This window comes from Leptospira sanjuanensis (assembly GCF_022267325.1).
In the GTDB taxonomy this organism is placed as follows: domain Bacteria; phylum Spirochaetota; class Leptospiria; order Leptospirales; family Leptospiraceae; genus Leptospira; species Leptospira sanjuanensis.
This window is the reverse complement of record NZ_JAIZBG010000001.1, coordinates 2225140-2240496: the sequence shown is the minus strand read 5'-3', so window position 1 is coordinate 2240496 and position 15357 is coordinate 2225140. Positions and strand designations below refer to the sequence as shown.

Below are 15357 nucleotides of genomic sequence, written 5' to 3'. Positions count from 1 at the left end.
TGAAATGAAATTGGACGCCCTTGCCCTGTCAATAGAGAATCGGAGCTTCAAAACGGATCGGAAGAATCCCGAAAGAACTCGTTTGCGTTGAAATCTTCTCGAAATCCGCGTAGAAAAACGGGATCGGCAACGAACAAAACGGAATCCGAGTTCGAACGAAAGATCGGTTCTTGATCGATCGTGTTTCCAATCCATTCCAAACGCAAGGGAGAATTTTGTCCGCCGTGAAAGCGTATCTCGATCTGCAATTTGTCCCCGGATGATAGAGGAAGAATTCTTTCGTGAAACGGTTTGATCCAAATCCGTTCCGCCTTCCAGGAAAGAATTTTTTGAATCAATGGAGAGCAGTCGTCTCCGGGACAAAGCGGAGTGTCGGTGCGGTTAGGCTTCCAAACGCCCGATCGTATTTGTTCTATATTGATTTCGATTTTCCGGGCGCCGTCGGAGTGTATTAGAATAGTATGAATTTCTTGTATATTTCCGGTTTCGGGAAAGAATTTTCCGGAAAAAAAGAACGTTTCGTTTCCCCGGCCGGAAAGAGAATTTAAGTTTTCTTCCACAAGCCAAATCGGGCCGCCCGCACGTTCTTGCACGAACGTTCCGTTCGCATTCGTTTCGCCCGCGCCGATTCCTAGGGAAGCGATTTCTCCCGACGCGGTTTGGAGTTCCAGTTTGAGTTCTTCCCCGTTGAATCCGAACTCCGCTCCGTTCGAACCGTTTTCCTCGATCTTGGTAAATTTTCGAATCTTCAAAATTCCGTTTAAAAACGCGGCGACTTTCTGCGAATCGGAGTCCGCCGAATTGTTCCGAACCGTCACGATCCAGGCGCCGCCCGTTCGTTCCAAAACGGTTTCATGTCCTTTTCTGCCGATTTGAATCCGTTCGATTTCGTTTTTTGCAAACGGAAAAAACGGGTCCGCGCTTTGGTAGTTCTTTAAAAAGAATCCGAATGGATTTGCGAGTAAAATCCAAACCGTCGCTAAAACGACATTGATCAGAACCAAAGAAAGCGCCTTGTCTTCCTGAAAAAAACGGACGACCCAAGAAACGGTTCTGTTTTGAAAGCGCGCTTTCACGTCGACGATTCCTCGGAGACAAAGGGTGGCGCGGAGTTTCGACTCCTGATTCTTAAAAACGCATAAAGACCCAATAAAAACGGAATTCCAAGAAGATTCAAAAAACTGAATGTGATTCTTTCCGCGTCCGAAAAGGGCTTCAGCTTTAAAAAGGCGGATTTTTTTCCGCGCAAAGAAATCAGATCCGTATCTCCGTTGGAAACGTCCAATACGTTCAACAAAAACGGAAGATTGGATTCTTGATAGATTTCCCTCGTATCCGGAAATGCCAATAGATCGGAAACGAGATAGGGCGAACCGACCACGAAAATCCGGGAAACCTTTCCTTCCGGCGTGGATGGAAAAAACGAATTCGATTTTTGGAATGGATTCTCCGCTTGTGAAAAACGGGATCGGAATCTTCCTTCTAAAACCGCACCTAACACGATTCTATCGCCGAAAGCGGACAACGGGGTCGCAAAAATCTGTTTTTCTCCTAAGGCAACGATCGAGGAACGGACCGTCGCTTCTTCGGAGGACCAAAGGATCGGTTCCATTTTTACCGTCGGCTGGCGTTCCGGAAACAAACTTACGCTGGAAACCCAGGGTAAAAGAAGACTTTGAAAGGGTTTTGTGAACGGGCTCACTTCGCTTAACATTTTTTCGGAAGAATCCGCCACGATCCAAGCGGGATAGGCGTATCTTCCGATCACACCGGGTTCCACTTCCATCAAGGAGCCGATCGGTAAAGAATGATTGAGATCGAGAACGAGATCCGTGTTTACTCGAAAACCGTAATATTCAAAAAGTTGATTTTGTTCTTCGTTGTGCGCGGAAGGTTTTGCGATCCCGAGCCCGGTCGCGTTCATTCCGATTCCGGTTTCCCGTTCGGGAGATTCCAAACGAAAGTCCATCGATTTTGCAAGAATCACCAGATTTCCCCCGCGCATCAAAAACTGATCGAGGCGATAGGCCGCTTTCGGCGATAACGCGCCTTCGCCGATCCAAAGCAGGGTCCGAATCCATAGCGGGACTTCTTTTTCCTCGAGTTTGAGTTCGGGAATGTTTCCGTATTCTTCCTTTAAGATTTGATGCGTAAAAATTCCGATCGTGTCTTTTCCGGTTTCGGGTCCGGGAGGAGCGGAGGATAAACTTCCGGATAAGGAAAGAATTCCTATTTCCGCGTCTCGTCGTTCGCGGATCATCTTTCGCAAAGTAGTCAAAATCTGATATTCGATTTCCTCCGCATAAAACGCGACCGGAAGCGTTTCTTTTCGTGTGCCGAGGGTAAGAGTCAGTCCGAGAAAAAGACGTTTGAATTCGGCGCCGCCTCTCTCCGTTTTTTCCAGGATCTGCGGTTGAATCCCCGCTTCGGCCGCTTTTCGTTGTTCTTCCTCCGATTCGTCCGGATCATGAAACCGCAACGAAACCTTTGCTCCGCCGAGCGAGGCGATCTCTTTCAAAAGTTCTTTGGTCAAATCCAAACGGACCTTGTATTCTCCCGGAATCTTGGAGGAATAATACGCGTCGATGGTCAGGGGAGAATGCAGATTTTTGAATACGTTTTTCGTACTCTCCGATATTTCGAATCGGCCGGATTTGGAAAGATCCTTTCTACAGGCGAATTGCGAAACGATTCCATTCAAAAATAAGAATATAATAAAAACCTGAAAAAACAAAAACGACGGATTTCCGTTCCAACGCGCAAAAAAAATCCGTATTCGGGCGATCATCGTTTTGACCTCAAACGAAGCACGTTTGCGTAAAGTGTCAGAAGAATAAAACTCAGATAAAAGAATATTTCTCTTCCGTCCAAAATCCCGAGACGAAACGTTTCGAAATGTTTGGAAAGCGACAGAAACGAAAGCGCGTTTCCGAGTTGCGGTCCTACGAATTGCAGAAAGGGCCGATATCCCAAAAGAAAGAACGCGAGGCAAACGATCAAACCGAGAAGATACGAACCGATCTGATCTTTCGTAAGGGAGGAAACGAAACTTCCCAAGGAAAGATTGGCTCCCCCCAAAAGAAAAATTCCGATGTAACCGACCGCGACCGTTCCGAAATCCAAATCGCCTAAATAGAAAATCGTTCCGGGGATGATGAACGTGAACGAAAGCACGAACCCTAAAAAACTCCAAGCCGCCAAAAATTTTCCGAACACGAGTTCCGCCTCGCGCAACGGGAGAGTAAAAAGAATTTCTAATGTTCCCGAACGTTCCTCCTCGGACCAAAGACGCATGGACAACGCTGGGATAAATACGACATACAGGATCGGAACCCAAAGAAAATACGCTTCCATACTCGCGGATTTAAAATCCCAAAACGAACCGTCTCCGAGGCCGAAAAAAAATAAGAACGAAGTCAGAAACAAAAAGAAGGACGCGAAAATCATTCCGGAAGGAGAATTGAAATACACGGAAAATTCTTTCCAAAAGACGGTTTTGACGTTGTTTAAAAATTCCTGTAGAAAATCGAAAACGTTCATCTTTGCGCGGGGGAAGTGAGGGATTCAAACACGGATTCCAGGGAATTTTTTTCCGGAATCAAGGAACGGACCGGAAAGGAAGCTCCTTTCAAAATCCGAAAAACATCTTCCGATACGATTCGTTCGTGTTCGGACAACGCGCTCACACGAAATTCCGCGAAACGATCCCGGGTTTTACCGGTCGTTTCGATCGTATATAAATCGCTCGGAAACAGGGCTCGGATCGTTTTTAGATCCGTTTCGGCCAAAATCAGACAGCCTTTTCCTTTGGATAAGGATTCGACCGAACCGTCCGCGATCAGTCTTCCTTCGTCTAACACGAGAATGTGATCGCAGATTTCCTCCACTTCCTTCAAAACGTGCGAGGACAAAAGAATCGTTTTCTCTTTTCCTAATGTACGAAGGAGGGTTTTCAGTTCGGAAATTTGGAGCGGGTCCAAACCGGAACTCGGTTCGTCCAAAATGATATATTCAGGATCTTGAATGAGCGTTCCGGCGAGCGAAGTCCGTTGTCTAAATCCTTTGGAAAGAAATCCGATCGGTCTATGGACAACCGTTTCCAGTTTTAAGAGCGAAATCACGAAATCGATTCTTTGTTTCAAACGATCGGAAGCGATTCCCTTTGCCTTTCCCAAAAAGGAAAGAACTTCGAAGACCGTAAGATCGGGATAAATCGGAGAGGATTCGGGAAGATATCCGATCCGTTTCTGGATCGAAATTCGGTTTTGAAAAAAATCGAGACCGTCGTAACGAACGGATCCTTCGTTCGGAAGAAGAGATCCCGTTAAAAGTCTGAGAGTGGTGGTTTTACCGGCCCCGTTCGGACCGAGCAGGCCCGTAATTCTTCCTTTTGGAATTTCAAAATTAAGATTCGAGACCGCTATTTTTCCCGGATAGGATTTGGAAAGTTGGCTGACGGAGATCGTTCCCATTGGGATAACCCAGAGATTGCCGATCTGATCCGAGCGGCAATCGTTTTTCGAAACATCTCAGAGCCCGAGTTTGCCGTCCACTTTGAACTTTTTCAAAACTTCGAGAAGATCGGGACTGAGATTTTTGATTTTCATCTTTACTCCGTAGTTGTCCATCAAGTTCTTCAAGGTGAGAAGTTTCGCGATTCCGCTCGAAGTGATTTTTTTCACCGAGTCGACAAAAAACTCTACGTCCGTCAAAGAACCCGAGGAAGCACTTTTGGAAACCTCGTCGAAGATCTTATCATAACCGTCGATCACCGTCGTATCGATCATTACCTTACCGGATTTTCCTTCTAACTTTAACTTGGACATACGCTTTTTCCTCGGTTTCCGTCTTCGACGTTGTGAAACTGAAATCCTTTCTCTTCTTTTTCTGTATCAGTACTTTCTAAAACGATTTTGTTTGAACCCATTCTTATAGGTTAACACACTTCGACGTAATAAATCGAATGCTAAATATATGATAAATGTCACCGATTCCGTAAATAAATTTCTGAATTTCCGCAGAGATAATTTATCAGAGAAGCGTCTTCTCGTAAAATCCAATCTTCGTAATCGGAGCCTTCTTCCAAAAGGAAGAGTCCGGATTCCCGCAGAAGTTGATGAATCGTATTCCTTGGGAAGTATTTATGAACATGAGTTTCGGTAAATTCTTCGTCCGTTCGTTTGTGAGAAAATGTGAGCGTCGATTCGAGAACGCGCTCTTCTTCCAAAAATCGATTGATCCATCGGATTTTATAATCCCCGGCGCGTTCCACAAAGGTCTGTCCGTCAAAATGATTCTTGAAGTTGTAAAGACTGCTGATATCGAAAAAGAAAAGTCCGTCGGGCGCGAGATGGGATCGAATCTTGGAAAAAATTTGTTTCAATTCGCCTTCATCATTCAAGTAATTGAGTGTATCGTGTGTGGAAAGAATGAGGTCGAATTTTCGCGGGGAAAGGTCGAACTTTAGTAAATCGGAAAGGATCAATTCTCCGCAAATCTCCTTTTTTCTCGCAATTTCGAGCATTTCCGAGCTTGAGTCGATTCCGGTCATTTCCGCCAAATCCGGGAATTCTTCCCAGAGCCGGCAAGTGCCGCAGCCTAAATCCAAGATCGTTTTCGGAAAAATTGTTTCGCTGTGAGCGCAATAAGAAGAGAGAATAAATTCAGACCAACGCTTGTACTGAACTTCACGCATAACTGCGTCATAAACCGACGAAAAGCCGGAATAGGGCTTTTTTTTAAGCATAATTTAATTTTTTCTTGCTCTTTTTACGATCTTTCCAATAGTCAATCGTAATTTGATGAGACATAATGTTTCCGGAAACATTTTGTCTATGGTAAACAAAATTCAATGGGAATAGAATTACTCCTGCCGTTTATAGCCAGCGTAGGAATTACAATCCTTCTTCGAAGGCTGGATAAATCCAACTATAAACTCAGTCAAATCAAACGTTTTACGGGAAAAGTTCAAGACGAACTGAATGATATTGCCTTAGAAAAAATCCAATCCGTAAAAGACGCAGGAATCGATTTAGAAATCAGCCTCAAACAAACGCGTAAACTCGCAAACGACGTCCACGCACTCAACGAAGAATCCAGACAACTTCTCGATTCGATCAAAACAAACCGCGATTTTCTCGACGGCGTGGCGCGCGATCTCAAGGAAGTCGTTCAACTTTCCTCCGATATCCGCGAAGAATCCAACGCGATTCAACAGGGACTTCTTCGTATGGAATCCGGAAAAAAGGAAATCCAGCTTCTGGATCAGAAAATTCTGGATTTGAGATCCGAAGCCGAAGCGATCTTGGAAGTGTTTACCGATAAGGTCAATCTTCGTTCGGACGAACTCTTACAATCTCTTGCTTCCAAAATCGTGGAACTCGAAGAACTTTTAGAAATTAAAAACGATAAGATCGATCAAGGTTTGAACTCGATCGCAGCAAATTACAGAGACAGCCTGGAAGCACATTCCAATTCTCTAATGCGTGAATCCGTGGGAAGAATCGAACAGCTTCGTTCGGAAATCTCCTCTCTCTTTGAAACGATCCGCAACAAAGAGGAAGACTTGGATCTGAGATCCGAAAGACTGCAAACCGTATTCTTAACCGTAAGCGATAAACTCGAACGCCTGGATTCCAGAGTGGAAGAGAAGGCCGAGGCCGCGGACCGCAAACTCGAAGAGATGGCGCGTGTCGCCGAAAAATCCGCTCAGGAAAAACTGGATCGTATCCTCGAACAGGTCACTCATTCCAAAGAAGCGTTCATCAACGGAGTTAAACTCGAAGTGGATTCGATCCGCAGAGAGATCGAGGGAATGAGTTTGGAAACGATGACTCGTCGCGACGAAATTCTCAACGAAACAAGACGTCAGGCGGAATCGATCAACGAATCCATCCAGTTCTTTCAGGAAAAATATCTCGAGGCGGAAAACAAACTGCTTCGTCAAGCAGACGCTCGCAAGTCGGAGCTGCTTCGTCAAATCGACAGCTTTGAAGAGGAATTCAACCGAATCAGCAGCAATCTTAGAAACGACGCGGACGGTCTTAAAAAGGAAATCTCTCTCGGACTCCGGGAATTCCATTCGGCTTTGGATTCGGCGAGGGAAGAGGCGAAGGAAAAAACGATTCACGGGATTTCCACGCTTCAGGAGAATTTCGATTTAGAACTTTCTAAAATGCACGCCGAACGTTCCGAACAGATCCAACAGGATTTAGAAGCGGTTCGTCAAAGCATCGTTACTCTCGATAAACAGATCTCCACTCGAATCAAGGACGTGGATTCGTATTTGGGCGATCTTCAATCCGCGATGGAATCCAGCGCGGGCGATCTGATGTCTCAGGTCGAAGAAAAGATCGATCTTCTTTCCGGAACCGTGGACGAAGAAGTCCGTAAAATCGATCAGAGATTCGAGAATTTGGGCCGTTACTGGGAAGAAGAACTCGGTACTATCCGACTCGGCGCACAAGATCAAATGGGCCGTTTGCAGGATAAACTCGGCGAAATTCACGTCGAAGGGCGAGGTCTTCTCGAAGAATTCAAAAACGAATACGCGCTTCAAAAAGACAAGATCGAAGAATTCGTTTCCCGTTATAAGGCGAACTTTCAAAAAGAAGGCGATAGCGTATCCGATCGTCTCGGCGAATCTTTACGCAGCATCAAGGAAGAAGGATCGGAGATCCTCCAGAACCTTCGGGAAGAATTTTCCGGAACCATCGATAAGATGGAACAGATCGTTAAAAAGAACGAAAAGGTTCTCGAAATCCACGCGGAAAAAATCCGCAACAACGTGGAATCCAATCTCGAAAACGCAGGCCGCGACGCCGAACGCGTGTTAGACCGTCTCCGTGATTCCGCCGAAGACTTTTTTGAAAAACAGGAAGAAAAGATCAGCCGTTTGAACGGAACGATCGACGCAAAAATTTCGAAACAACTTACTTCTCTCATGGACAAGGGCCAGCTCCAGCTCGGTCAACTCGAAGAGAGAATCAGCAAATACATTTTGGACGTGAAAAAGAATCTGGAAGAATCCCTCAAGTCCTCGCGCAAAGACAGCGACGATCAGATGAAGGGTTTTCAAAAACAGCTTCAAAATCAACTGCGCGAAATGGAATCGGCCGCGGAAGAATTCTTACGTTCCGGAAAAGAAGAGTTCAAAGATTCCATGGAAGAATACAGAACTCTTCAACTCGATCTTAAAAAAGACCTCGAAGAAATCCGCAACGCGAAAAAAAATCTCATCGCGGAAATCCAGGAAGAATCCGAAGGTTTACGTTCTTCCGTGGAAGCGATCACGGACAAGATGGAAGAACTCGGAGAAAAAACAGAACTCTTCCACAAAGCGAGCGAGGTCGTGGAAAGAACCGATTCTTACATTCAAACGATGGAAGAACTTCTCTCCAGAGCGGACGAGAAGACTCCGTTGTTAAACGAACTCGAAACGAAACTCGACGAACTGCAGAACTTAAAACATTCTCTTCTTTCCGAAACGGAAGACTTGAAACTCAGATTGGATTCCCTTACTTCCATCAAAGACTCTTCGGATCTTTTACGCAGAGACTTCGAAGAACTGCAAAGAAGGTCCTCCGATTGGGAAGACACCTTTACGAGACTTCTCGAAGCAGGTGAAAAGGCGCTCGAAATGGAAGAGACGTTCGGAGATCTTACCGCAAGACTGGAAACGTTGGAGTCCGTTCGCGAAGAAGTCAAAGGTCTTTTCGACGAAACCGACGCGCACAAAGAAGCCGCGAAAGGACTTACAAACAAACTGTATTCTCTTCAAAACGACGTTGAAATTCTCGAAGCGAGAGAAAAGGAAATCGCGGAAACGGTGCGTAAAACAGACGACCGAATCGAATCCTTGTTCCGCAAAAAGGAAGAAATCCGTTCCGTGGAAGCGAAGTTCGAAAAAATCGAAGACCTGATGGTCGATCTTTCCGAAAGACACAAACAGATTTCCACGCTGCAACATAGAATGGAAGACTTGAAGGCCGGAGCCCTAGTTGTGAAGGAAGATCTCGAAAGTCTTTTGGGAGAAGCGGACGATAAGTTTGAAAAACTCTCCGGATTTTTGGACGCGGTAGGCGCGGTTACCGAAGGTTCCTCTCCTTCCGGCAAGTCGAAGGACACTTCCAAGGATCATTTGATCCAAAGAAAGAAGGCCACCGTGCTGAATCTGTATCATAACTTTCAATGGCCTGCGGAAACCATCGCGGAAAAATTAAATTTAGAGACGGGGCTTGTGAATACGATTCTACAAAGCGAATCCATTAAGAAGAAATGAAATACTTCTTGACGACTTCCGATTCGAGCTCTATGTCTCATTTTCAAAGTTATGGTATCATTTTTTTTAAAACAAAGGTAAGGTCGCGAAGGGGAAAGTTCTAAAAGGTTGTTCTTTTTCCGGGTTTCTGAAAAGAATACAAACTGAAACCGAAAACGGACAAAAACAAACTGGACGGCCGTGAACCGGAGCAATATTGAAGATGGCACAAAAGAAGAAAACTAAGACAGAGAGGAAGAACTCAATGGCTGGAAAGAATGTCGAAAAGGAAACCCTGATCGTAACGAGCAAAGTAAAGGCTTATATCAAGTCTAAAGGATTTATGACTTCCGGAGACGCGATTGACGGTTTGAATGAGAAGATTCATCAACTGATCGACGACGCGGTGAAACGTACTGAATCCAACAAAAGAAGTACGGTCCGCCCGACTGATTTCTAATTCGATTTGATCTTCATCAAAAACAAGAGCGAAATCGAAAAAATGAGAGCGGCTGGGAAACTGGCCGCTAAGCTTTTGGATTATATTTCCGCACACGTTCGACCGGGTGTTTCTACTCTTCAGCTGAACGATCTCTGCGAGGAATTTACGAAGAAGCACGGAGCTAAATCCGCTCCGCTCGGTTACAAAGGATTTCCTAAATCGATTTGCACATCCGTGAATCAAGTCGTTTGTCATGGGATTCCCAAGGCGACGGACGTTTTAAAGGACGGGGACATCATCAATATCGATGTGACTCCGCTCTTGGACGGTTATCACGGAGATTCATCCCGTACGTTCATTGTCGGCGGTAAGACAAGTCCCGAAGTCGAGACTCTCGTGAAGGATACGGAGAGAGCGATGTATATCGGGATCGAACAAGTTAAGCCCGGCAATCGAGTACACGATATCGCGAATGCAATCGACGATTTTCTTACGCCCAAAGGATACGGAATTGTACGCGATTTGATGGGGCACGGAATCGGAAGAGGCTTTCACGAAGATCCGCAGATTCCTCACTTCCGTCAAAATCGAAAACTCGCCAAACTAGAACCGGGAATGATCTTTACGATCGAACCGATGGTGAACCTCGGCACTTGGCAGGTGAATTTTTCGAAAGAAGATCATTGGACCGTAACTACGAAGGACGGGAAATGGTCCGCGCAATTCGAACATACGATCCTCGTCACCGAAAAAGGCTATGAAATTTTAACCGTATCGGGTTAATCTGGTGTCATGGAAACGGTACTTGGTTATCTAAGCGCTTTAGGAAGAGACGCGGTATTTTTTTTAATCAGTTTTGTTCTCTTTTACATCGGTAAAAAAATCAAGGACTGGATCGAACCCGGTGATCTCGATCAGGAAATCATCGCGAACAACAACACCGCGGTTTCCACTGGATTGTCCGGTTATTATTTCGGACTCACCTTAATTCTTCTCGTGATTTTAGCCTCTCCCGGAAGCGATCTTATCTCCGATTGTTTTCAAGTTTTGTATTACGGAATTCTCGGAATTCTTCTCTTGAATCTTTCCTACTTCATCAACGATAAACTGATCTTTCGCAGTTTGGATTTTAACGAACTCGTTTATTCGGGGAGAAACGTCGCCGTAGGTGCGGTCGTATTCGGAAGCAGCGTCGCTTCCTCCATCATCATCGCGGCTTCTCTCAGCGGAGACAACGCGGGACTCGCGTTCCCGCTCTGGAAGGATCTGGGACTTTTGGAACCGGTTCAGAAGTTGTTGGACGGAAGCCTTCTCGGGATTCTATTCTTTTCCATAGGACAAATCGCACTCATTCTATTCACGTTTGCCTATCGTAAGATCGTTCCGTATTCCTTGGATTCGGAATTGAAAGAGAAAGAAAATCTCGCTTCCGGAATTTCCTACAGCGGCGCGTTAGTCGCTCTTGGAATCATCATCGCGAGGGCACTTCACAAAGACCCCGTTTCGATGGAACACACTCTGTTTCAGATCTTTCTCGACTTTATACTCGGATTGATCGTGATTCCCGCGGTTCGTCTTCTGACGGACGCGGTGATTTTACCGGGAAGCACTCTCAAAGAAGAGATCAGCCGGGATCAAAACGTGGGCGTTGGGATTTTGGAAGCGGTCGTGTTGATCAGCTTTGCGGGAATTCTATTCTACGCGGTGTGACAAGTTCGACGATTACGGTGTTGCGTTAACGAAGAAACGAGACAACTTTTGAAAAACTCGAAACGAGTTGCCGATGCCGACGGATGAACGGATCAGTAGATTTCCCGAGAACTATACAGTTTCCACTCTAAGTGATATACTTTGCGGATTCCGTAGTCGAAGGCTTCTTTTAAAAGTTTGATTCTATCCTCGTTCGAAATCGTATCGATGGTGCCCGCAACATCCAAGGTCTTTAAGACTTCGGAACCGAGTTCCGAAAAAATGTATTTGTGATTTGAGTGAAACGGTTTGAGATCTCTTTCCGCAAAACCTTTCAACGCTCCGACAACCGATGCGAATACGACTTGTTTGGAAAGTTTATCCTTAGGTAAAAGAGTAAGACGAATCGCGGCGATCACATCCGAATAAGAGAGAGGGGAACGATCGGGGATCAATTCGAGATCGGTTCTGGGAAACTTAATACGTTCGGATAATTCTTTTTGCATACTCGATGTATAACAAATTTATGATCGAAAGTAAAGAAATAATTTCCGAGTTCAAAACTCTCATCGAACGATCCGGTTTCGATATGTATGGAATTTGTGACGCAAAAATTCCGCAAGAAGATCGGGAGAACATACTTACCTGGGTCGCCGAAGGGAGACACGGAAAGATGGAATGGTATCCGAAGAACATGGATCTTCGTTTGGATTTTAAGAATCTCGGTTTTGAACCTCGATCCGTTTTAGCGCTCGGTACAATTTACAACGATCCCGACTACGACGACGTTGCGGAAACGATGTCGTTTCGATTTTCCCGGTACGCGGTCGGAGAGGATTATCATAGAGTTCTTCGCAGACTTGCAAAACCTCTCCTACAGGAACTCAAACGAAAATATCCGAATCATCATTTCAGACAAGGGGTCGATTCTTTGCCGGTGCCGGAAAAGGTTCTCGCGAGAAGGGCCGGGCTGGGTTGGAAGGCGAAGAATACGAATCTCATTCATCCGGACTTCGGGTCATTCTTCTTTATTACGGTCATTCTGACCGATCTCCCGATCAAAAGCGCGCAGATCGAACAAAAGGATCGATGCGGAACCTGCACGGCTTGCATCGACGCTTGTCCTACGCAGGCGCTCGAACCGTATCGGATCGACGCGGGGAAATGTATTTCCCATCATACTCTCGAGGATTCTTCTCCTGAGATTTCGACCACACACGGTTGGATTGCGGGCTGCGATATTTGCCAGGACGTTTGTCCTTGGAACCGGGTTAAGGCCCGTAAAAAAGGGATTCGGACGCATTTGGAAGAATTTCGAGTCCGTCCTGTTTTTCGGGAGAATTCCGATTCTCTTCTGGATCTGAATGAAAGCGAATTCAAGAATCACTTTTCCGACTCGGCAATTTCACGAATGAGTTTTTCGATGTATGAAAGAAACGTAAAGATGGCAAAAAAGTGATTTAAAAATTCTCAGGGTTTGATCGAATGTCGTCTCTGATTCTTGTTTCAGAGAACGAGTTTTTGCCATGAATTCCGGCTGGGAATCTTCTCAAGAATTCAAACCTCCTATCTTTCGAACCAACCAGCGCGGCGCGTATACATCTTCCAATTCCGAGTTTCTGACGTTTTTGGATTTGGACGCGGAACGGGAAGAATCCTTCCGATTTTCCAAAACGATTTCCGATTTTATCGGCGACTTTGCAAAGAACGCTTTTAAAGACAAGCTGATCGCCGCGATCGATTTTAAGACCGAAGTCGGCTATATCAAGACGAGATCCGTATTTCTACGAAAGGTTTACAAAGACGAAGAAGTTTCCGAGGTAGAAGGGGTTCTCCTTCCCGAACAGACCGAACGAGGCGAGACCGACGACGAAAGAAAAATCGAAATCAACCGGTCCTATTTGATCGCGAACGAAATCAATCAATGGATCTTGAAGTCCAAATCCGTTCAGGAACTCTACGGAGGAATCTGCAAAATTCTCGTCGCGGAGGAGAATTTCGGGTTTGTCTGTTTTGGAACGGTCGAATCTAGGAAAAACGTAATATTCCAAGTCGCTTATGCAGGCGAAAATCTCTTCGCGTTTCAGGAAGAATCCGAGGCCATCGATCTCGGACCGGCCCTGCGGGTGATTAAAACCGGAAACCCTCTCATCGTGGAAGATATCGCCGCTCAGGATGATTTCGGAAGTTGGAAGGAAATCTGCGTGAAAGCGGGATATCAATCCATGGGAGTCTTTCCGATCTTTCTCGTGGGAGAACTCACTTCCGTTCTTTGTATCTTTTCCAAACAAAAGAATTATTTTCTCGAAGAGGAAGCGACTACGTATGCGGGAATCGCAAGAAACTTAGAATTAGGATTAAAGAATATTCGGGAAAGCGAACAGAGATTTCTCGCCGTTAACGCGATGCGCGAAAGCGACGAACGATTTCAGGCCATCTTCGAGACTGTCGTCGACGCGATCATTATGATTACTCCGAAAGGGACGATCATCATGTTCAATACAGCCGCGGAAAGGATGTTCGGTTATAACTTCACCGAAGTCGTGGGTAAGAATATCAAGTTTTTGATGCCCGAGCCGTATCATTCCGAACACGATCATTATCTGAAACGGTATCTCGAAACCGGCGAGAAAAAGATCATCGGGATAGGAAGGGAAGTCATGGCTCTTCGAAAGGACGGAACCGTTTTTCCGGTGGAACTCGCGGTTTCTGAATTCTTTCAAAATCAGAATCAGTATTTCGTGGGCGTGATCCGCGATATGACGGCGCGTAAAAAATCGGAAACAGAACTCAAAGAAAAGACGAACGCATTGGAGGAATTGAATCGCAGCCTGGAGGCGAGGGTCGAAGCGGAGATCGAAAGCCGAAGAGAACAGGAAAAGGCGATGATTCTGCGTTCCAGGCTCGCGGATATGGGCGAAATGATCGGCAATATCGCGCATCAGTGGAGACAACCGCTGAACGCGATCGGATTGTTCGTGCAGGACTTCCTATACGTTTACGAAGCGGAGGAACTGGACGAACAATACATCCGTCAATCGACGGATAAGATCATGAATCTGATCGAGCAGATGTCCGGCACGATCGACGATTTCAGGAATTATTTTCGTCCCAATAAGACGAAGGAAAAATTTTCACTCAAAACGGTGATCAATAAAACGTTCTCCCTTGTGGAAGAAAGTTTGAAAAATCAAAATATTAGTATTTACTTTAATCCTTCTTCCGATTATGAAGTATTCGGTTTTCCTAATGAATTCTCCCAAGTGATTTTGAACGTAATCGGAAACGCAAGGGACGCGATTGTGGAAACACATCCGCCCGAACCGGAAATCAGGATCGAACTCGAAATGAAAGACGATAAAAAACTCGTAACGATCAGAGATAACGGAGGCGGAATCGAAAGAACGGTGCTGGACAAACTTTTTCAGCCTTACTTTACTACCAAGGATCAAGGGAAGGGAACCGGGATCGGCCTTTATATGTCCAAATCAATCATCGAAAACAACATGGGCGGCAGCATCTACGCATACAATTCCGAACGGGGCGCGGTGATGGTGATCGAACTTCCATGAAACAAATCGCATTAAAAATTCTTTATGTAGAAGACGAAGAGTTGATTCGAGTGATGATGGTTCGTTTTTTGGAACGTTTTACGATTTCCGTATGTTCCGCGGAGAACGGAAAAATCGCTTGGGAAGTGTTCCTTGAGTATCAACCTGATGTGGTGATTACCGATATCAAAATGCCCGTGTTAGACGGAATCGAACTAACGAAAAAAATAAGAGCGCAAAATTCTAATATTCCGATTGCAGCCATGACGGCCTTCTCGGAACCTGAGATTATGGAAGCGGCTCGTAACGCAGGTGTGAATGAAATTTTCATCAAACCGGTGAGCGTCGAAAAGATCAGAGAGCTTCTTCTTACATACGAAAAATAGAATATTTGTAAACCGACAAAGTCGTATACG

At 45.4% G+C, this 15357-nt stretch carries 14 protein-coding genes; 7 read left to right on the top strand and 7 right to left on the bottom strand.

The genetic code is table 11. The annotated features are described in order from the left end of the window. Positions 1-47: 47 nt before the first annotated feature. The 6 genes from LFX25_RS10140 to LFX25_RS10115 all read right to left on the bottom strand — a co-directional run bounded on the left by LFX25_RS10140 (position 48) and on the right by LFX25_RS10115 (position 5746). Positions 48-1076 carry a DUF4340 domain-containing protein gene (locus LFX25_RS10140; protein WP_238730134.1) on the bottom strand — a complete coding sequence of 343 codons (1029 nt, stop codon included), beginning with the start codon at positions 1074-1076 and terminating at the stop codon, positions 48-50. Next, the gene (locus LFX25_RS10135; RefSeq protein WP_238730133.1) at positions 1073-2788 is read right to left on the bottom strand and encodes a GldG family protein; all 1716 of its coding nucleotides are present in this window, start codon (positions 2786-2788) and stop codon (positions 1073-1075) included. Before LFX25_RS10135 ends, LFX25_RS10140 begins: the two co-directional genes overlap by 4 nt. Then, positions 2785-3540 (bottom strand): ABC transporter permease, encoded by a 756-nt coding sequence (locus LFX25_RS10130; RefSeq protein WP_238730132.1) that lies wholly within the window; start codon positions 3538-3540, stop codon positions 2785-2787. The genes LFX25_RS10135 and LFX25_RS10130 overlap by 4 nt, the downstream gene beginning before the upstream one ends. After that, entirely contained in the window at positions 3537-4472 is a 936-nt protein-coding gene (locus LFX25_RS10125) for an ABC transporter ATP-binding protein (RefSeq protein ID WP_238730131.1), read from the bottom strand. Before LFX25_RS10125 ends, LFX25_RS10130 begins: the two co-directional genes overlap by 4 nt. A 57-nt stretch (positions 4473-4529) precedes the next feature. Further along, positions 4530-4826, bottom strand: coding sequence for an STAS domain-containing protein (locus tag LFX25_RS10120; protein WP_238730130.1), 297 nt, complete (start codon positions 4824-4826; stop codon positions 4530-4532). A gap of 158 nt (positions 4827-4984) precedes the next feature. Next, on the bottom strand, positions 4985-5746 hold the full coding sequence (locus tag LFX25_RS10115; RefSeq protein ID WP_238730129.1) for a class I SAM-dependent DNA methyltransferase: 762 nt from the start codon (positions 5744-5746) through the stop codon (positions 4985-4987). Positions 5747-5851: 105 nt separating this feature from the next. Between LFX25_RS10115 and LFX25_RS10110 the strand changes: the two genes are divergently transcribed. The 4 genes from LFX25_RS10110 to LFX25_RS10095 all read left to right on the top strand — a co-directional run bounded on the left by LFX25_RS10110 (position 5852) and on the right by LFX25_RS10095 (position 11411). Then, positions 5852-9280, top strand: a complete 3429-nt coding sequence (locus tag LFX25_RS10110) for a SpiroCoCo family coiled-coil protein (protein ID WP_238730128.1) — start codon at positions 5852-5854, stop codon at positions 9278-9280. A 244-nt stretch (positions 9281-9524) separates the two neighbouring features. Beyond that, positions 9525-9719 carry a hypothetical protein gene (locus LFX25_RS10105; protein ID WP_003008197.1) on the top strand — a complete coding sequence of 65 codons (195 nt, stop codon included), beginning with the start codon at positions 9525-9527 and terminating at the stop codon, positions 9717-9719. A 6-nt stretch (positions 9720-9725) separates the two neighbouring features. Then, complete coding sequence (gene map, locus LFX25_RS10100) at positions 9726-10484, top strand: type I methionyl aminopeptidase (protein ID WP_255717808.1); 759 nt, start codon at positions 9726-9728, stop codon at positions 10482-10484. 9 nt (positions 10485-10493) lie between these two features. Beyond that, positions 10494-11411: a DUF350 domain-containing protein gene (locus LFX25_RS10095; RefSeq protein ID WP_238730126.1), complete on the top strand. Its 918-nt coding sequence runs from the start codon at positions 10494-10496 to the stop codon at positions 11409-11411. A gap of 92 nt (positions 11412-11503) precedes the next feature. On the opposite strand, the gene LFX25_RS10090 is transcribed toward LFX25_RS10095, so the two are convergent. Next, a complete protein-coding gene (locus LFX25_RS10090) occupies positions 11504-11896 on the bottom strand; it encodes an LIC_11502 family protein (protein ID WP_238730125.1) in 393 nt (130 codons plus the stop codon). Positions 11897-11916: 20 nt separating this feature from the next. On the opposite strand from LFX25_RS10090, the gene queG reads away from it, so the two are divergent. The 3 genes from queG (at position 11917) to LFX25_RS10075 (ending at position 15327) form a co-directional block, all read left to right on the top strand. After that, a complete protein-coding gene (gene queG / locus LFX25_RS10085) occupies positions 11917-12849 on the top strand; it encodes a tRNA epoxyqueuosine(34) reductase QueG (RefSeq protein WP_238730124.1) in 933 nt (310 codons plus the stop codon). Positions 12850-12916: 67 nt separating this feature from the next. Next, on the top strand, positions 12917-14962 hold the full coding sequence (locus LFX25_RS10080; RefSeq protein WP_238730123.1) for a PAS domain S-box protein: 2046 nt from the start codon (positions 12917-12919) through the stop codon (positions 14960-14962). Further along, on the top strand, positions 14959-15327 hold the full coding sequence (locus LFX25_RS10075) for a response regulator (RefSeq protein WP_238730122.1): 369 nt from the start codon (positions 14959-14961) through the stop codon (positions 15325-15327). The genes LFX25_RS10080 and LFX25_RS10075 overlap by 4 nt, the downstream gene beginning before the upstream one ends. Positions 15328-15357: the final 30 nt, after the last annotated feature.